The 16,280-nt window shown below is 67.3% G+C and carries 16 protein-coding genes; 7 read left to right on the forward strand and 9 right to left on the reverse strand.

Annotated elements, in window-relative coordinates:
• Positions 1–135 precede the first annotated feature (135 nt).
• The 6 genes from murJ to fabA all read right to left on the reverse strand — a co-directional run bounded on the left by murJ (position 136) and on the right by fabA (position 8,597).
• Positions 136–1,659 carry a murein biosynthesis integral membrane protein MurJ gene (gene murJ, locus KBI52_RS26020; RefSeq protein WP_210812221.1) on the reverse strand — a complete coding sequence of 508 codons (1,524 nt, stop codon included), beginning with the start codon at positions 1,657–1,659 and terminating at the stop codon, positions 136–138.
• A gap of 201 nt (positions 1,660–1,860) precedes the next feature.
• Entirely contained in the window at positions 1,861–2,487 is a 627-nt protein-coding gene (locus tag KBI52_RS26025) for a thioredoxin domain-containing protein (RefSeq protein ID WP_173948787.1), read from the reverse strand.
• 108 nt (positions 2,488–2,595) lie between these two features.
• Positions 2,596–5,172 (reverse strand): EAL domain-containing protein, encoded by a 2,577-nt coding sequence (locus KBI52_RS26030; protein WP_210812222.1) that lies wholly within the window; start codon positions 5,170–5,172, stop codon positions 2,596–2,598.
• Positions 5,173–5,538: 366 nt separating this feature from the next.
• The gene (gene fabI / locus KBI52_RS26035; RefSeq protein WP_285892601.1) at positions 5,539–6,369 is read right to left on the reverse strand and encodes an enoyl-ACP reductase FabI; all 831 of its coding nucleotides are present in this window, start codon (positions 6,367–6,369) and stop codon (positions 5,539–5,541) included.
• Between the two features lie 265 nt (positions 6,370–6,634).
• On the reverse strand, positions 6,635–7,858 hold the full coding sequence (gene fabB / locus KBI52_RS26040) for a beta-ketoacyl-ACP synthase I (RefSeq protein WP_173948789.1): 1,224 nt from the start codon (positions 7,856–7,858) through the stop codon (positions 6,635–6,637).
• A gap of 217 nt (positions 7,859–8,075) precedes the next feature.
• Positions 8,076–8,597 carry a 3-hydroxyacyl-[acyl-carrier-protein] dehydratase FabA gene (fabA, locus tag KBI52_RS26045; RefSeq protein WP_173948790.1) on the reverse strand — a complete coding sequence of 174 codons (522 nt, stop codon included), beginning with the start codon at positions 8,595–8,597 and terminating at the stop codon, positions 8,076–8,078.
• A gap of 238 nt (positions 8,598–8,835) precedes the next feature.
• Here fabA and irrA point away from each other — a divergent pair, with 238 nt between their 5' ends.
• The 3 genes from irrA to KBI52_RS26065 are packed head-to-tail and all read left to right on the forward strand — an operon-like array spanning position 8,836 to position 10,844.
• Complete coding sequence (gene irrA / locus KBI52_RS26050) at positions 8,836–9,306, forward strand: iron response transcriptional regulator IrrA (RefSeq protein ID WP_173948791.1); 471 nt, start codon at positions 8,836–8,838, stop codon at positions 9,304–9,306.
• Positions 9,307–9,354: 48 nt separating this feature from the next.
• On the forward strand, positions 9,355–10,368 hold the full coding sequence (locus KBI52_RS33170; protein WP_247654658.1) for an EamA family transporter: 1,014 nt from the start codon (positions 9,355–9,357) through the stop codon (positions 10,366–10,368).
• 26 nt (positions 10,369–10,394) lie between these two features.
• Positions 10,395–10,844 (forward strand): GNAT family N-acetyltransferase, encoded by a 450-nt coding sequence (locus tag KBI52_RS26065; RefSeq protein ID WP_210812223.1) that lies wholly within the window; start codon positions 10,395–10,397, stop codon positions 10,842–10,844.
• On the opposite strand, the gene KBI52_RS26070 is transcribed toward KBI52_RS26065, so the two are convergent.
• Entirely contained in the window at positions 10,834–10,980 is a 147-nt protein-coding gene (locus tag KBI52_RS26070) for a DUF3096 domain-containing protein (RefSeq protein WP_173948792.1), read from the reverse strand. The genes KBI52_RS26065 and KBI52_RS26070 overlap by 11 nt on opposite strands.
• 73 nt (positions 10,981–11,053) lie before the next feature.
• Positions 11,054–11,590: an SH3 domain-containing protein gene (locus KBI52_RS26075; RefSeq protein WP_173948793.1), complete on the reverse strand. Its 537-nt coding sequence runs from the start codon at positions 11,588–11,590 to the stop codon at positions 11,054–11,056.
• A 276-nt stretch (positions 11,591–11,866) separates the two neighbouring features.
• Between KBI52_RS26075 and KBI52_RS26080 the strand changes: the two genes are divergently transcribed.
• The 3 genes from KBI52_RS26080 to KBI52_RS26090 all read left to right on the forward strand — a co-directional run bounded on the left by KBI52_RS26080 (position 11,867) and on the right by KBI52_RS26090 (position 14,055).
• Complete coding sequence (locus tag KBI52_RS26080; protein WP_210812224.1) at positions 11,867–12,859, forward strand: D-glycerate dehydrogenase; 993 nt, start codon at positions 11,867–11,869, stop codon at positions 12,857–12,859.
• A 177-nt stretch (positions 12,860–13,036) separates the two neighbouring features.
• Positions 13,037–13,756 carry a Crp/Fnr family transcriptional regulator gene (locus KBI52_RS26085; RefSeq protein WP_210812225.1) on the forward strand — a complete coding sequence of 240 codons (720 nt, stop codon included), beginning with the start codon at positions 13,037–13,039 and terminating at the stop codon, positions 13,754–13,756.
• 20 nt (positions 13,757–13,776) lie between these two features.
• The gene (locus tag KBI52_RS26090; RefSeq protein WP_247654659.1) at positions 13,777–14,055 is read left to right on the forward strand and encodes a hypothetical protein; all 279 of its coding nucleotides are present in this window, start codon (positions 13,777–13,779) and stop codon (positions 14,053–14,055) included.
• A gap of 6 nt (positions 14,056–14,061) precedes the next feature.
• Here the strand turns inward: KBI52_RS26090 and KBI52_RS26095 are convergent, their stop codons facing one another.
• Positions 14,062–15,291: an NAD(P)/FAD-dependent oxidoreductase gene (locus tag KBI52_RS26095; RefSeq protein WP_247654667.1), complete on the reverse strand. Its 1,230-nt coding sequence runs from the start codon at positions 15,289–15,291 to the stop codon at positions 14,062–14,064.
• 117 nt (positions 15,292–15,408) lie between these two features.
• Between KBI52_RS26095 and KBI52_RS26100 the strand changes: the two genes are divergently transcribed.
• Positions 15,409–16,140 (forward strand): sulfate transporter family protein, encoded by a 732-nt coding sequence (locus tag KBI52_RS26100; protein ID WP_210812226.1) that lies wholly within the window; start codon positions 15,409–15,411, stop codon positions 16,138–16,140.
• The last annotated feature ends 140 nt before the right edge of the window (positions 16,141–16,280 follow it).

The following is a 16,280-nucleotide window of genomic DNA, read 5'->3' on the forward strand; positions in this document are numbered from 1 at the left end:
TCTGACCGTTTGTCATGGAGCGGTCCGAAGGTCTTCCGCCTCCGATCGCTCCATCGAGGCGCGCCTTATGACAGGGCCGTGCCACGATGCAAGGGTTCTCGTGATTTTTTCGGGTTCTCGTGATTTTTCCGGCTCTCACGATTGTTTCGTGAGCGCGGCCCAGTCGTCGCGGGTCAGGGCGCCGGTCGCCACGGCGGCAAGGCCGTAGACCGCGAGGCCTGCCAGGCACAGCGCCGTGAGGGACAGGGTGCCGATCTGCGGCAGGACACGCATGGCGGCCGCGAGCGCGAGGCCCATCGCGGCGACCGCCACGGCGATCCGCATCACCCGCGCCGCCAGGGCCCGGTCGGGCGACCAGAGGCCGAACTGGCGAAGGCCTAAGGCCACGGCGGCCGCATGGCCCAGGCAGCCGATGCTGACCCCCAGGGCGATCCCGGCCGGGCCGAACGGCCAGGCGAGCGCCAGGGCGGCCACGACCGTGACGGCGAGGCCGAAGCCCGCCGCCGCGACGGCGGCCTTCAGGGAGCCGCGGGCGAACAGGGTTTGGCTCAGCACCTTGGCGGCGGTGGCGAAGGGCAGGCCGACGCTCAGGGCCATGAGCACGACGGCGGTGCCCTCCGCGTCGGAGGATCCGAACGCGCCGCGCTCGAACAGCACGCGGCTCATAGGACCGGCCAGGATGATCAGGGCGGCGCTCGCCGGCAGGGCGAGCATCAGGGAGACTTCGATCGCCCGGTTCTGCGCCGCCACGACGGCCTGGATCTCGCCGGCCCGATGGCGGCGGGCCAGTTCCGGCAGGAGCAGGCTCGACCCAAGGGCCGCCATCAGCCCGAGCGGCAGCTGCATGACCCGCTCGGCGTAGTAGAGCCAGGAGACGCCCGAGGGCCAGAACGAGGCGATCTGGGTGGCGGCCAGGAGGAAGAGCTGCACGGCCCCGCTCGCCGCGAGCACGGGAAAGCCGGCGAGCAGGAGGCTCTTCAGCAGCGGCGACCAGCGCGGCCTGCGCAGGCGCACGAGCCGGACACGGCCGCTCTGCAGGGCCGCCGCCACGAGGGCGAGCTGGATCAGGCCCGCGAGGCTCGATGCCCCGGCGAGCCAGGCGGCCTTCTGCGAGAGCGGAAGGGACGAACCGGCCTCCAGGGCCACGAGCGTCAGGATCAGGCTGCCGTTGACGGCGAGCGGCGCGAGGGCCGTCGCGACGAAGCGTGCGTGCAGGTTCAGGATGGCGGCCCCGATGGACGCGAGCGCCGCGCAGGGCACGATCGGGAAGGCCAGGCGGGTATAGAGCGCCACCAGGGCCAGGGTTCCGCCATCGTCGTGCAGCCCCGGCGCGAGCAGGAGGGCCAGCGCGCCCGCGCCGAGCTCCACGAGGGCCGTGAGCCCGACGAGCGCCAGCCCGAACACGCCCAGCACGTCGCCGGCCGTGACGGCGGCTTCGTCCGGCTCCAGGCGCCCGAGGGCCGGGATCAGGGCCGCGTTGAGCCCGCCCTCGCCGACGGTGCGGCGGACGAGGTTGGGCAGGCGGAAGGCTGCGAGGAACGCATCCGCCACGGGCCCGGCGCCCAGGGCCTGGGCGAACAGCATGTCCCGGACGAAGCCGAGGACGCGCGAGGCCACGGAGCCGAGGCCGACCAGGAGCGAGGAGCGGATGAGCGACATGCCCCGGGGCTTAGCGGGTCATCCCACGGGCCGCAACATTCCCTGCGGCCGGTTGGGAAGGAGGGGTGCAGCCCGGTGCGACCTCTCCGTCATGGCCGGCCCTGTGCCGGCCATCCCGAGACGGACAGGCGCGGCGTTTCAACCCATCGGGATCACCGGCCCAAGGCTGGTGATGACGTGACATGGAGGAAGCATCGTGCGTTACCCTCTCGCCCGGGCGATCGCGTCGCGCTTCTGCTCCAGGCTCATGCCGCCGATATAGGCCTCCGTGCCGATCAGGAACGACGGGGTCGCGACGAGCCCGAGATCGTTGCCGGTCGCGAAGGCGTCCTTCATCCAGCCGGTGGTCGTCTCGCTGTCGGCAAGCTCCGTCATGCGCTTCGTGTCGCCGCCGAGGCGCTCGGCCGCCGCCAATGCGCGCGGTCCGTCGACCGTGCCGCGCAAGGAGAACAAGGCCAGATGCAGCGGCAGATAGCGTTCGGGTCCGTAGAGCCGCAGATAGGCCAGGGCCGCCCGGGTGGCGGCGACCGATTGCGGGCTAAGCACGGCGAAGTTCACCAGCACGTAGGAGAGCTCGGGTTCGGCCTTGAGCAGATCGGGCAGCGCCTGCGCCGAGCGTTTGCACCAGGGGCAGTTGTAGTCGAAATACTCCACCATGATCACGTCGCCATGCGGGTGGCCGAGGCGCACGGCCGAGGGCAGGCTCAGGGCGTTTTCGATCAGCTCTACCGGGATCAGCTGCGGCTCCGGGGCGGCTTGCGCGAGGGCGGGAGCTTTCGTGCCGGACAGGGCAAGGCCGGCGAGAACGACGCGGCGGGACAGGATCATGAACGGAACTCACGTAGGGAGAGCCTCTCGTGCCGGTTGATCATGGCGCTGGCAAGGCCAAGGTTCGTTTTCTCGCGCGGACGTGAAGCGGGGCGCCCGTGACGCTCCTCACACCCCCGCCCACGAGGTGACGAAGGACGGCACGTTCCGGGCCGGCATGGGGCGGCCGAAATGATAGCCCTGCACGAGATCGCAGCTCATGCGCTGCAGGAGGGTGGCCTGGAAGGCGGTCTCGACGCCCTCGGCTACCACCTCGATGCCGAGATTGCGGCCGAGGCTCAGGAGCGCCCGGACGATGGCGGCATCGTCCGCATCGGTCTCCAGGCCGCCCACGAAGGTCCGGTCGATCTTGATCGCATCGACCGGGAAGCGCTTGAGGTGCGACAGCGATGCGTAGCCGGTGCCGAAATCGTCGAGCGCGATCGTCACACCCTCCCCGCACAGGGCGCGCAGGGCGCGCTCCACGTATTCGGCGCCGGAATCGAGAAAGACGCTCTCGGTCACCTCCACCTCGAGGCAGCGGGCCGGCACCTCCATGCGTCTCAGGTCGTCGAGCACGCGCTCGGCATAGTTGTCACGCCGGAACTCGGCGGCCGACACGTTGATGGCGATGCGGCCGACGTCGAGGCCCGAATCGAGCCAGCCGCGGATGTCCCTGAAGATGCGTGAGCGCATGCGCTCGCCGATGGCGGTACCGAGCTCGGTGTCGTTGAAGGCGGCCGCGATCTTTTCCGGGGACTGGATTCCACTGTCCGGATGATGCCAGCGCAGGAGCGCCTCGAACCCGCTCAGCGCACCCGTGGCCAGCATCACCTTCGGCTGATAGAACGGCACGATCCAGTCCGACGCCACCGCCCGCGCCGCCACGTCGAGGGCCGAGGCGGTCCGCTGCGACTCCTCGCGCATGGTCGCGACGAACATCCTGAACGAGCCTCGTCCGGAGGTCTTGCTGCGGTAGAGCGCCAGATCGGCCTGCTTCTGGAGTTCTTCCGGGCTCATGCCGGTGCCGACCGAGACCGCGCCTCCGATGCTGGTGCGGCAGTCCAGCAGCTTGCCATTCCGCTTCAGCGGCTCCTGCATGCGGGCCAGGATGGCCGCGGCCACGCGGGTCACGTCGCCCTCTCCGGCGATCTCGGGCAGGATGACGGCGAACTCGTCGCCGCCCAGTCGGGCGATCGTGTCCGCGGAGCCTGCGACGCTGCGCAGGCGCTGGGAGAATTCCTTCAGGAGAGCGTCCCCGGCATCGTGACCGAACCGGTCGTTGATCTGCTTGAGGTGGTCGAGGTCCATCACCAGCAGGCCTGTCGCCCGGGGCGAACCGGAGGTCCCGTCGAGCGCCTCTTGCAGGCGCTCGCGGAACAGCCTGCGGTTTGCGAGGCCCGTGAGATCGTCGTGGTGGGCGGCCCAGCGGAGGGTTTCCTCCGTGAGCTTGCGGTCGTGGATGTCCTCCACCGTCCCGTACCAGCGGATCACGGCCCCGTCCCCGGCGCGCCGCGCCGCCGCCCGGGAGCGGAACCAGCGATAGGTCCCGTCCGCCATGCGCAGGCGATAATCCACGTCGAGGTCCTGGCCCGTCGCCAAGGAACGGGACCATCGATCCAGGGTGACGGGCAGGTCGTCCGGATGAAGCGACCGGGTCCAGCCGGATCCGAGCGCGTCGCCCATGCCCATGCCGGTGCGATCGCACCAGCGCGAGGAGACGTCGAGGAGATGGCCCTGCGGGTCGGCCGTCCAGGAAATCTGAGGGTTGAGCTCCACGGAGTGGCGGTGATGTTCCTCGCTTTCACGCAGGGCCGCGTCGTCCCGCCGCCGCTCCAGGGCCAGCGCGGCCAGATGCAGCACGGCTTCCATGCGCTCCATCTCGTCGCAGGTCGGGGTGCGGGGCTCGTCGTAGTAGGAGGCGAACGTGCCGAGCACGTCGCCGGATCGGGAGACGATCGGCTTCGACCAGCAGGCGCGGAGGTGGTGGGACAGGGCGAGCTCGCGCCAGGGGGCCCAGAGGGGATCCGACGCGATATCGGTCACGATGACGCTGCTGCGGGTGTGAGCGGCCGTTCCGCAGGATCCCGCCGCCGGACCGATCCTCAAGCCGTCGACGGCGGCGTTGTAGACGGCCGGCAGGCCGGGGGCGGCGCCATGCCGAAGCCGCCCATGCTCCGGATCGTGAAGCAGGACCGAGCATCTCGCGCCGGGAAGCTGCGCTTCCGCCAGCCGGCAGAGTGCGGCCAGGATGTCGCCGAGCGCCTGGCCGGCGGCAACCATCTCCAGTACACGGGCGTGACCCTGGAGGGCCAGCTCCGCCTCCTTCCGGTTGTGGATGTCTTCCGTGGTGCCGTACCAGAAGGCGATCGCCCCGGTGTCGTCGCGCTGGGCCGCCGAACTGGAGCGGCACCAGCGGTAGGTGCCGTCGGCCGTCCTGATCCGATACTCGCATTGATAGGGCGATCCGCTGGCGAGACTCTCGCGCCTGGACTGCAGCAGGCGGGGCAGGTCGTCCGGGTGGACCAGCTTCACCCAACCATTGTCGATCAGCTGCTCGGGCGGCAGGCCGATCCACTCGGCCCAGCCGGGCCCGACCTGAATGACCTTCCCGTCCCGATCCGCCAGCCAGGGAATCTGCCGGCTCAGGGCGAAGGCATATTGATACAAATTATCGTCGATGCTCGGGTTATTCCTCTGCGTCATGAGCAAATCTTCCCGAGATGTCTCAAGTGCCGAGGCGAGTCCGACGTCTTCATTCCAATGCATAGGGCAACCAGGATGCCGCAAATATCGAATAAATTCTTGGCCTATATTGTGAGCCCTGTCCATCAGGCCGAATGGCGCGAGCCGTCCTCTCCAGCGGGCTGGAGGAGCCGGTTTCGACCGATGCTTTACAGGTAAGGTTAAGAGGACGTCCGAGGGCAGGGGCGCCGGAGGCGGGAGGGCCAACGGGAGCCCTTCCGCCACAAGCGATGCTCCACTCTTAGCGGGCGCATCGCTTGCGGCGGAAAACCGGATCCACTTTTCGCTGACGCGGCCCTCTGGGTCCGCACGATGCGCTCGAGAGCCTCAGCCCTCTTCCCCGGTCACGCCCGCGGCATCCTGGGCCTTGAGCACCTCGGGGCGCGGCATCGAGATGATGTTGTAGCCGGAATCCACGTAGTGGATCTCGCCGGTCACGCCGTTGGAGAGATCCGAGAGCAGGTACAGGGCCGAGCCGCCGATATCCTCGATGGTTACCGTCCGGCGCAAGGGAGCGTGGGCCTTCTGGTAGGTGAACATGAGGCGGGCGTCCGAGATGCCCGCGCCGGCAAGCGTGCGCACGGGACCGGCCGAAATCGCGTTGCAGCGGATGCCCTGGGGGCCGAGATCGGACGCGATGTAGCGCATGGAGGCTTCAAGGGCCGCCTTGGCCACGCCCATGACGTTGTAGTTGGGCATGACCCGGGTGGAGCCGCCATAGGTCAGGGTCAGGAGCGATCCGCCGTTCTTCATCCTCTTGGCGGCGCGCTGGGCGATTTCCGTGAAGGAGAAGCAGGAGATCACCATGGTGCGCGAGAAGTTCTCGCGGGTGGTGACGTCCACATAGGAGCCCTTGAGCTGCGACTTGTCGGAGAACCCGATCGCATGGACGACGAAGTCGAGGTTCTCCCACTGCCGGTCCAGGGTCTCGAACACCGCATCGACGGAGGCGATGTCCTCCACGTCGCAGGGAACGACGAGGCTGGAGCCGAGCGACTGCGCCAGGGGAGCGACCCGCTTGCCCAGGGCCTCGCCCTGGTAGGTGAAGGCGAGCTCCGCCCCATGCTGGGCCAGGGTCTTGGCGATGCCCCAGGCGATGGAATGGTCGTTGGCGACGCCCATGATGAGGCCGCGCTTTCCTTGCATCAGACCGGTCACTTGGGTCCCCCTATGCATCGGCTCCATGGTGCGACGCCAATTGTTATGAAAGTGTGCATCGCGAGCCGGAATGTCGGTATGAGTCAGCGTGTCCATGCGAGGTCCCCTTGGGTCGGTCGGGGCATCGCATGGAGCTGTCTCAGGTTTATGACGGTAGAGCATCGGACCCAAAAGTGGAATCCACTTTTGGGATCCACCCGATGCTCGCTATTGAAGAGCGCATTGTCTTTCGCGGAAAACCGGATCCACTTTTCCGCACGATGCGCTACCCGTTGTAGCGGCTGAAGACGAGTGTGGCATTGGTGCCGCCGAAGCCGAAGGAGTTCGACAGGACCGTGTCGACCTTGGCGTCGTCGATCCGCTCGCGGACGATGTTCATGTCGGCGAATTCCGGATCGAGCTCGTCGATATGAGCGCTCTCGCAGATGAAGCGGTTGTTCATCATGAGAAGCGAGTAGATCGCCTCCTGGACGCCGGTGGCGCCGAGCGAATGGCCGGTGAGCGATTTCGTCGCGGAGATCGGCGGGCACTTGTCGCCAGTGCCGAAGACGGTGCGGATCGCCTCGATCTCCTTCTGGTCGCCCACGGGGGTCGAGGTGGCGTGCGGGTTGATGTAGTCGACCGGGGTGTGGACGTCCTTAAGGGCCATGCGCATGCAGCGGATCGCGCCCTCGCCGGACGGCGCCACCATGTCGTAGCCGTCCGAGGTCATGCCGTAGCCGACGATCTCGCCGTAGATTCGCGCGCCGCGCGCCTTGGCGTGCTCGAGCTCCTCCAGCACCAGCACGCCCGCCCCGCCGGCGATAACGAAGCCGTCGCGGTTGGCGTCATAGGCCCGGGAGGCGCGGGACGGGGTGTCGTTGTACTTGGTCGACATGGCCCCCATGGCGTCGAAGAGGTTCGACATGGTCCAGTCGAGATCCTCGCAGCCGCCGGCGAACATCACGTCCTGCTTGCCGTACTGGATCATCTCGTAGGCGTTGCCGACGCAGTGGTTCGAGGTCGCGCAGGCGGATGAGATCGAATAGTTCACGCCCTTGATCTTGAACCAGGTCGCCAGCGTGGCCGACGCGGTGGACGACATAGCCTTCGGGACCGCGAAGGGGCCGATGCGCTTGGGGCCCTTCTCGCGGGTGATGTCGGCGGCTTCCATGATGATGCGGGTGGAAGGACCGCCCGAGCCCATGATGATGCCGGTGCGCTCGTTGGAGATCTCACCCTCCTCGAGGCCGGCGTCGCGGATCGCCTGGTCCATGGCCACGTGGTTCCAGGCCGTGCCCCTGGCATGGAAGCGCATGGCGCGCCGGTCGACGATCTCCTCGGGGTTGAGGCTGGGCGCCCCGTGAACCTGGCAGCGGAAGCCGTATTTCGTGTAATCCTCGGCCTTGCTGATCCCGGACTTCGCTTCACGCAGGGAGGCGAGGACCTCCTGCGTGTTGTTGCCGATGGACGACACGATGCCCATTCCGGTGACGACGACCCGCCTCATAGCCTACCTCTTCAAAGGATCTTCACTGCCAGCCTTAACGATTCCACACGTAAGGCCGAGGATGCGCATTCTCAACACTGAGCCATGCGAATGGGATGAAAGCGTGGTCCCAAGCTCGAAGGCCCTGCCGTGGCACGGCAGGGCCGGTTCTTTAAAAAAGAATACGCTTTGTCAATACGATGGGACGTTGGTTGCCCTTCAGTCAGTGCCAAAAGGCCTAGCCGCCCGCAGCCGCATCGGCCTGGAAGAGGCCGACGCGCATGTCCTTGGCCTCGTAGATCCGGCGCCCGTCGGCCTCCAGCCAGCCGTCCGCGATGCCGAGCACCAGCTTCGAGCGGAAGACGCGCTTGAGATCGACCCCGTAGACGACCTTCTTGACGGTGGGCAGTACCTGATCGCTGAACTTCACCTCGCCGACGCCCAGCGCCCGGCCCCGTCCGGAGGAGCCGCCCCAGCCGAGGAAGAAGCCCGTCATCTGCCAGAGGGCGTCAAGCCCCAGGCAGCCCGGCATCACGGGGTCCCCGGCGAAATGGCAGGGGAAGAACCAGAGATCCGGCCGCACGTCGAGCTCCGCCAGCACGTGGCCCTTGCCGTAGGCGCCGCCATCCTCGCCGATCGAGGTGATCCGGTCGAACATGAGCATGGGCGGAAGCGGCAGCTGCGCGTTGCCGGGGCCGAACAATTCTCCGCGCCCGCAGGCGAGAAGCTCTTCATAGGTAAAGCTGGACTGGCGGGCCATGCCGGATGCCGATCCTTTCATCGCGTCGTCACAAAAGGCAGCCTCGGGGGATTCCCGAGACCTGATTGCCGGCTCTGGTAGCACAGGCTTGGCCATCCATCCAAGGGACCCGAGCCGGGATTCTTCGGTCGTGTACGAGGAGCGTTTCAGCCGTCATCGCAGGGCAGCCTTGCAGTAACCCTCTCGCTTTCTTATGATTGTGATGTTAGAAGCGCCCATCCCTCATTCAGTTCCGCAGATGACCGATCCTTTGTCCGCCTATATCGAGTCCACCACCGCTCCGGCCTCCCGGAAGGGGTGCCCCGTGTCCGAATTGCGGGACAAGCTGCGTCGCGTCGGCTTGCGTCCGACCCGGCAGCGCGTTTCGCTGGGCTGGCTCCTGTTCGGCAAGGGCGACCGGCACATCACGGCGGAAATGCTCTTCGACGAGGCGTCCCGCGCCCGCGTCCCGGTCTCGCTGGCGACCGTCTACAACACCCTGCACCAGTTCACGGAAGCCGGCCTGCTGCGCCAGCTCGCCGTCGACGGCGCCAAGGCCTATTTCGACACCAACCCGACCGAGCATCACCACTTCTTCCTGGAGGACGAGGGCGAACTCGTCGACATGCCGTCCTCCGGCCTCAGCGTCGCTGACCTGCCGGCACCGCCGGACGGCATGGAAGTGGCCGGCGTCGAGGTGATCGTTCGCCTGCGCCGCAAGGGCGCCTGAAGGTCCCGCACCGCCTGACACCCAGTGAGCGGCTCCCGGTCTTGACACATGCCGCTCAGCCATAGCCTCGCCGCCCTTGTCGTCACGGCCATCTGGGGTCTGAGCTTCGTCGTCATCAAGCTCGGGGTCGGCACAACGCCGCCCCTGCTGCTCGCGGCGCTCCGCTTCCTCTTCGCGGCCCTCCCGGCCGTCTTCTTCGTCCCGCGGCCCAGGACCGACTGGCGCAACGTCGTCGCCTACGGGTTCTTCCTCGGCGTCGCCCAATTCGGGCTGCTGTTCGCGGCGCTCGCCATCGGCATGCCGGCGAGCCTCGCCTCCGTGGTCATGCAGGCGCAGGTTTTCTTCACGATCCTCTTCGCGGCCCTCGTCATGGGCGAACGGCCCGGCCCGCATCAGGTGATCGGCGGAGTCGTGGCGAGCCTCGGGCTCGTGCTCATCGCCTGGCCGCGCATGACCGGCGGGGGCGCCGTCCCGTTCCTGATGACCGTGATCGCCGCCGCCTCCTGGGGCGTGGCCAACATCGTGTCGAAGCGGGCCAGCCGGGTCGACATGCCAGCGCATCGTGCGGAAAAGGGGACCCGGTTTTCGCCGACGCGGCCCTCCGGGTCCGCGCCGAACGAGGCGCCAGCAAGGAAGAAGAGCACCCGATGGATCCCGAAGGTGCCTTCCACTTTTGGGTCCGGTGCTCTGGGGCTCATCGTCTGGTCGAGTCTCGTGGCGCCGTTGCCGCTGTTCGGCCTGTCGCTCTGGCTCGACGGGCCCGACCGGGTCCTCGCGGCGCTGGCGCAGATCGACGGCGGCACCCTGGCGGCGGTGGCCTATCTCGCCTATCCGACCACCATCTTCGCCTTCGGCATCTGGGCCTATCTCCTGTCCCGCCACCCGGCCGCCACGGTGACGCCCTTCGCCCTGTTCGTGCCCGTCGCGGGCATTCTGGGGTCGGCTCTCATCCTTGGGGAAGCCATGCACCCGATCGAGGCCGTCGGCGGGGCCGTGATCGTCATGGGCCTGGCGGTGAACGTCTTCGGGGCGAGGCTTCTCCGACGCCTGCGTCTGGAATAGACTCGCTCAAGGAGGAGCGTGCAGGGATGAGCGCGTTGCAGATCGAGATCGTTTCCGCCGGGACGGACGAACTGGTCGAGGCCGTCAACCGGCTGCTTGCCCAGCTGACCTCAGCGCCGAAGGCCTTCGGCCGGGAGGATCTCGACGCGATCCTTGCCTCGTCCTCCTGCCTGCTCATCCTGGCCCGCTGCGACGGGCACGTGGCCGGGATGCTGACGCTCGGATGGTTCCTGGCCCCGACCGGCGCCCGGGCCTTCATCGACGACGTGGTGGTGGACGAGCGCTACCGGGGCCGGGGTATCGGCGAGGCCCTCGTCCGTTCTGCGCTGGATCAGGCCCGTCGCCGGGAGGCCAAGACCGTCGACCTCACGTCGCGTCCCGCCCGCGAGGCCGCGAACCGCCTCTACCGGCGGCTGGGCTTCGAGACGCGCGAGACGAATTCCTACCGCTACCGGTTCGATGCGGTCAGCGGATGAAGCCGAAGCCCACGAGCGCGTAGGCGATCAGGAAGATCGCCACGAAGACATTGAGGAAGCGTGGCGCGACGATCGACGCGATGCCGAGGACGAGCGCCAGGATCGGCAGCAGCTTGAAACTCAGGTTGAGACTCATCGAGGCAGGCTTTCGGGCTAAAGGAAACGATGTTTCCTTCTAGCGTCCTAAAGCTTGATAAATCGCAAAGAGCCTATTCCACGGTCTCGTTCGGATAGACGCCCCAGAGCTTCTCCTGCTGGATGAACCCGTCCACGTCGCGGGCGCCGTCCATCACGATGGTGACGTGGCACCACCTGCCGTCGCAGCCCTTGATGTTGGTGATCACGCTCGGCTGCAGATGAGCCACCAGGTTGCCCTTGTCGTCAGACCTGTCGAACAGGCTGATCGGCGGCTGGTTGCCCTTCGCCCACGGCATCACCAGCGCGGTGCGCCGCCCCGACAGGAGCGAGTGGAGAACCCATCCTTCCGTGCCTTCCGAATCGCGGATGCGCCGCCAGGTCTCGTACTCGGCGATGATCTCCACCGGCAGGCCGGCCCGCTGGAACACCCAGGCGGTCCTGTGGTCCTTGGACGGCCCCTCGCGCAGGTTCACCCGGTCGGTCTTGAGGCTGACATAGCGCGGCACCGGCAGGCCCGTGCCCAGACGCCCGCCCGGCGGCTGTTGCTGCCCGAGGGCCGAAGCGGCGCTCAGGCCGACAAGAGCAAGGGCAAGGACGATCTTGCGCATGGTTCCCCCGGATAGTGGCTTTGTCTTGGGTTGAGGCTCTGGTAGAGAAGCTTGACGGATGCCGCCACGCGGCGGGTCGTCACCTTTGATCGCCGAAGCAGAGTTAAGAGAGCGTGAAACTCTTTAAACTTCGCGGGTTTTAGAGCGTGATCAGCAAAAGTGGCCACCGGTTTTGCGTTCGATCACGCTCTCACTTATTGAATTGTACCTGATCTTAACGCCGAACCGCTCACACTTCGGCTGATCAGGCACTCGTGCTGGGGACGCTTGAAGCCGATGAAAAAGAGACCGGTCGTCGTTGTCACCCGCCGCCTGCCCGACGTGATCGAGACGCGCCTGCGCGAATTGTTCGACACGCGCCTCAACCTCGAGGACAGGGCCCTCTCGGCGCAAGAGCTCGCCGACGCGGTGAAAACCGCCGACGTGCTCGTGCCGACCATCACGGACGAGATCGACGCCGCGGTGCTGGAGCAGGCAGGCCCCAACCTGAAGCTCATCGCCAATTTCGGCAACGGGGTCGACAACATCGACGTGTCGGCCGCCGTGGCCAAGGGCGTCACCGTCACCAACACGCCCGGCGTCCTCACCGAGGACACGGCCGACATGACCATGGCGCTGATCCTGGCGGTCGCCCGCCGCATCCCGGAGGGGGCCCGGGTGATTCCGGACGGGAACTGGGCCGGCTGGTCGCCCACCTGGATGCTCGGCCGGCGCATCACGGGAAAGCGCCTCGGCATCGTCGGCATGGGGCGCATCGGCCAGGCCCTGGCCCGGCGGGCCAAGGCGTTCGGGCTGTCGATCCATTATCACAACCGCCGCCACGTGCCGCCGAGGATCGAGGCCGAGCTCGAGGCGACCTACTGGGAATCCCTCGACCAGATGCTGGCCCGCATGGACATCGTGTCGGTCAACTGCCCGCATACGCCGGCCACCTACCACCTGCTCTCGGCCCGGCGCCTCAAGCTCATGCGGCCCGACGCCATCCTGGTGAACACCGCCCGGGGCGAGATCATCGACGAGGGCGCGCTCACCAAGCTCATCGAGGCCGGCGCCATTGCGGGAGCGGGTCTCGACGTGTTCGAGGAGGAGCCGGCCGTCAATCCGCGGCTCGTGAGGCTCGCCAAACAGGGCAAGGTGGTGCTGCTGCCGCATATGGGCTCCGCCACCCACGAAGGCCGCGTGGCCATGGGCGAGAAGGTCATCGTCAACATCCGGGCCTTCGTCGACGGCCACAAGCCGCCGGACCGGGTCCTGCCCAGCATGCTCTGACGGGAGCCGGAAGGTTCTCCCGCGCGACCCAGGCGACGGTTCCAGCCTCTGTCCCGGATCGGATGATGTAGGCTCGGAACCGGTGCGACCAAAATCCACCGTGAGCATAAACATATGTGAGTGCGGCTGAGAAAGGAGATTGGCCAGAACAGGGATGTTCCTATCCGCATGGCCTTGATGACCAATCCCCTCATTCTGAAGCTCGAGACATACGACCGGCTCTCCGACGACGAGAAGAAAGTCCTCGAGAACGCCATTGCGCGCATTCGCGTGGTCGAGGCCGACGACGACGTCCTGCGGGAGGGCGACCGCCCGGCGGAAAGCTCGCTGCTCCTGGAGGGCTTCGCGGCCCGCTACAAGATCGTCTCGAACGGCCGCCGGCAGATTTCGGCGCTTCATGTCGCGGGCGACTTCATCGACCTGCACAGCTTCCTTCTGAAAACGATGGACCATGGGGTCGTGGCGCTCACCAATTGCCGCATCGCCCTCGTTCCTCATGCGACCCTCGAGAAAATCACCGACGAGCATCCGCATCTCACGAGGCTGCTCTGGCTCAATACGTTGATCGATGGCGCCATCCACCGGGAATGGCTGACCGCCATGGGGCGCCTCTCCGCCACCGCCCACATGGCGCATCTGATCTGCGAGCTGTACCTGCGCCTGAAGGTCATCGGCCGGGCCGACGGCGATACGATCCAGCTCCCCGTCACCCAGGCGGAACTCGGCGATACGCTCGGCCTTTCGACCGTTCACGTGAACCGCGTGCTGCAGGAATTGCGCAAGGAAGGCCTGATCCGTTTCCAGGGTGACGCGTTGACCATTCTCGATTGGGACCGGCTCAAGAAGGTCGGCGAGTTTACCTCGACCTATCTCAGCCTTCAGAACGAAGATCGATGATCCTGACCGGTGGGCGAACGATGAATGACATCACTCTCCAGCCGATGCCCGTCATGGCGGATGGCGGCAGTCACGAGGGACAGCTCGTCCTCGCGGACGGGCAACTGGTGGCGGTTTTCAGCTGGGTGACCCCGGAGGAGACCGTCGGCGGGAAGGAACGGGCCGGAGGTTGGTTTCTGGAGGCCGGCTTCGGCCCTTGCAGCGCTCTGCTCAGCGTGACGCCCCCGGTCCTGGCCTCTCTCGACGAGGCCGTGACCTGGGTGCGCACACGCCTGGATTCGGCATTGGCTGAGCCTTGACCCGGCTCAGCGCAGCTGCGCGATGACCTCCCCGGCCGCTCGCTCGCCCTCGTCCCAGGCTCCCCCGGCCGTGCCCCACTGGGCGCGCGAGAGCGCCTCGCCGGCGAACCAGATCCGGCCCCCGACGGGTGCCTTCAGGATGTCGCGGATGGCGTAGAGACCCGGCGGCACCACGGCCCAGGAGGCGCGCGACCAGGAATCGTGCCGCCAGGCCGTCACATGCACGGCGGCAAGATTCCGGATCGCCCGATGGCCGAAATGCTCGGCCAGCACCTCGCGCGCATAGCGGAACGGCCCATGGGGATCGCGCCGGTCGAAGGCGGCGGCCGTGGGCTGATCGAGCTCGAAGAAATGGAACGGCGTGCCGTCGATTCGGGTGAGGAGGCCCGGCGGCTGCCGACGGGTTCCCGTCAGGCTCGCCAGCCTGTCCGCACCGCGAAAGGGCGCATCGGGCCAATGCAGGATCACATGTTCGTAGACACCCTGCGTGAAGCCGTGGACGGCTTCCCGGACCCTGTCGGGAAGCGTCGGCGCGAACCGGATCGCGCCCTGCTGCAGCACCGCCATGGGTGCCGTGACGATGGCCGCCTTGGCCCGGAGCGTTCCCGCCGAACTGTCGATTCTCACTCCCTGTCCCGACCAGTCGATCGCATGGACGGCGGTGGCGAGCCGCACCGGGAGGTCGTGGCCGAGGCGGCGCAGATAGGCGCCCAGTCCGCCGGCAATGAACAGGTTGTCCGCATATTCCATGCTCGGGAAGTCGTGCAGGCTGACCTCGTCGAGGGGCCGGCCCGACACGAGGCCGTGGATGGCCGCCACTCGCCGGCCGTACGGTCCCAGGGGAGGCAGAGACATCGCCGCCGGCTGATCCTCGCGAGCTTTCGCCGCCTGGGTCATGGCCCGGTCGGCCCTGTCGAAGGCCCGGTCGAGAGCCGCGCGCTCGGCCCGGCCGCCCGGCCTGCCGCGCACGAAGACGTGCCCGTTGGCCGGCGCCCGGCGCAGGGGCTCTCCACGCAGGGATCCTAGCCGCACCAGCGGATTGATCGGTCCTGCGTGAAGCCAGTGGGCCCCGAGATCGACCGGGTGGCCCCTGAAGGGGCGCGTGACCGTGCGCCCGCCGGAGCGGTCGCGCGCCTCCAGGACCGTGACGGTCAGGCCCGCGGCCAGCAGGCGTCGGGCCGCGGCGATCCCGGCGCTACCCGCACCGACGATCGCCACATCCGGATCGGCCGGCATGCTCCCCGACGTTTCAGACGACACGATGGCCCCCACCTCTCGCTTTGCGGCGACGTCGTTCATAAGTAAGGTCCGCTGTCCCGATCAAGGGATGCCTTGTCAGGAGACGAACGACAGATGCTGATCCAATCGGTTTTCGCCGCGGCCCGCGAGGTTTTCTCGCCCGCGCTGCGCCGCATTCTCTGGAAGTCGATTGGATTGACGCTGGCGCTGCTCGTTCTGGTGTGGCTCGGTCTGACCAAGCTGTTCGACATCTTCCTCACGAACCACGACCTGAGCGCCAGCTATCCCATCATCGACAGCTTCGCATTCTTCCTGGCTGGATTCGGTCTCTTCGTCGCCCTGATCTATCTGCTGCCGGCGATCTCCGCCATCGTGGCGGGGTATTTCCTGGACGACGTGGCCGAGATCGTGGAGCGCAAGGATTATCCGGCCGATCCGCCCGGCCAGGCCCTGCCCTTCGGCACGTCCCTTCTCTACGGCATGCGCTTCGCCGGCCTGTCCCTGCTGGTGAACCTCGTCGCCCTGCTCCTGTTCTTCATCCCGGGCATCAATATCGGGGCGTTCTTCATCGCCAACGCCTATCTGCTGGGCCGGGAATATTTCGAGCTCGCCGCCGGCCGCTTCCGGCCGGCCGAGGACGTGGCGCGCCTGCGCACCGAGCACCGGGGCACCGTGCTGGCCGCCGGCGCCGTCGTGGCGGCCCTGGTGCTCGTGCCGGTGGTGAACCTGATCACGCCGATTTTCGGCGCGGTCCTGATGGTCCACCTGCACAAGAGGCTCACGCACGGGCGGGCGCAGTGGACTCAGGTCCGCCGGACGGACTCTGCCTCGATCGAGAACACCTGAAGGACCGGACCCGTCCGATCCTTCGCTTCCTCGCATCGTTCGGCGCGGCTCCAGGAGGCTGCTCTAGCGCATCGTGTGGAAAAGTGGATCCGGTTTTCGCTGACGCGGCCCTTCGGGTCCACGGTGAACGATGCGCCGGC

It is taken from the genome of Microvirga sp. HBU67558 (assembly GCF_018069605.1).
Classification (GTDB): domain Bacteria; phylum Pseudomonadota; class Alphaproteobacteria; order Rhizobiales; family Beijerinckiaceae; genus Microvirga; species Microvirga terrae.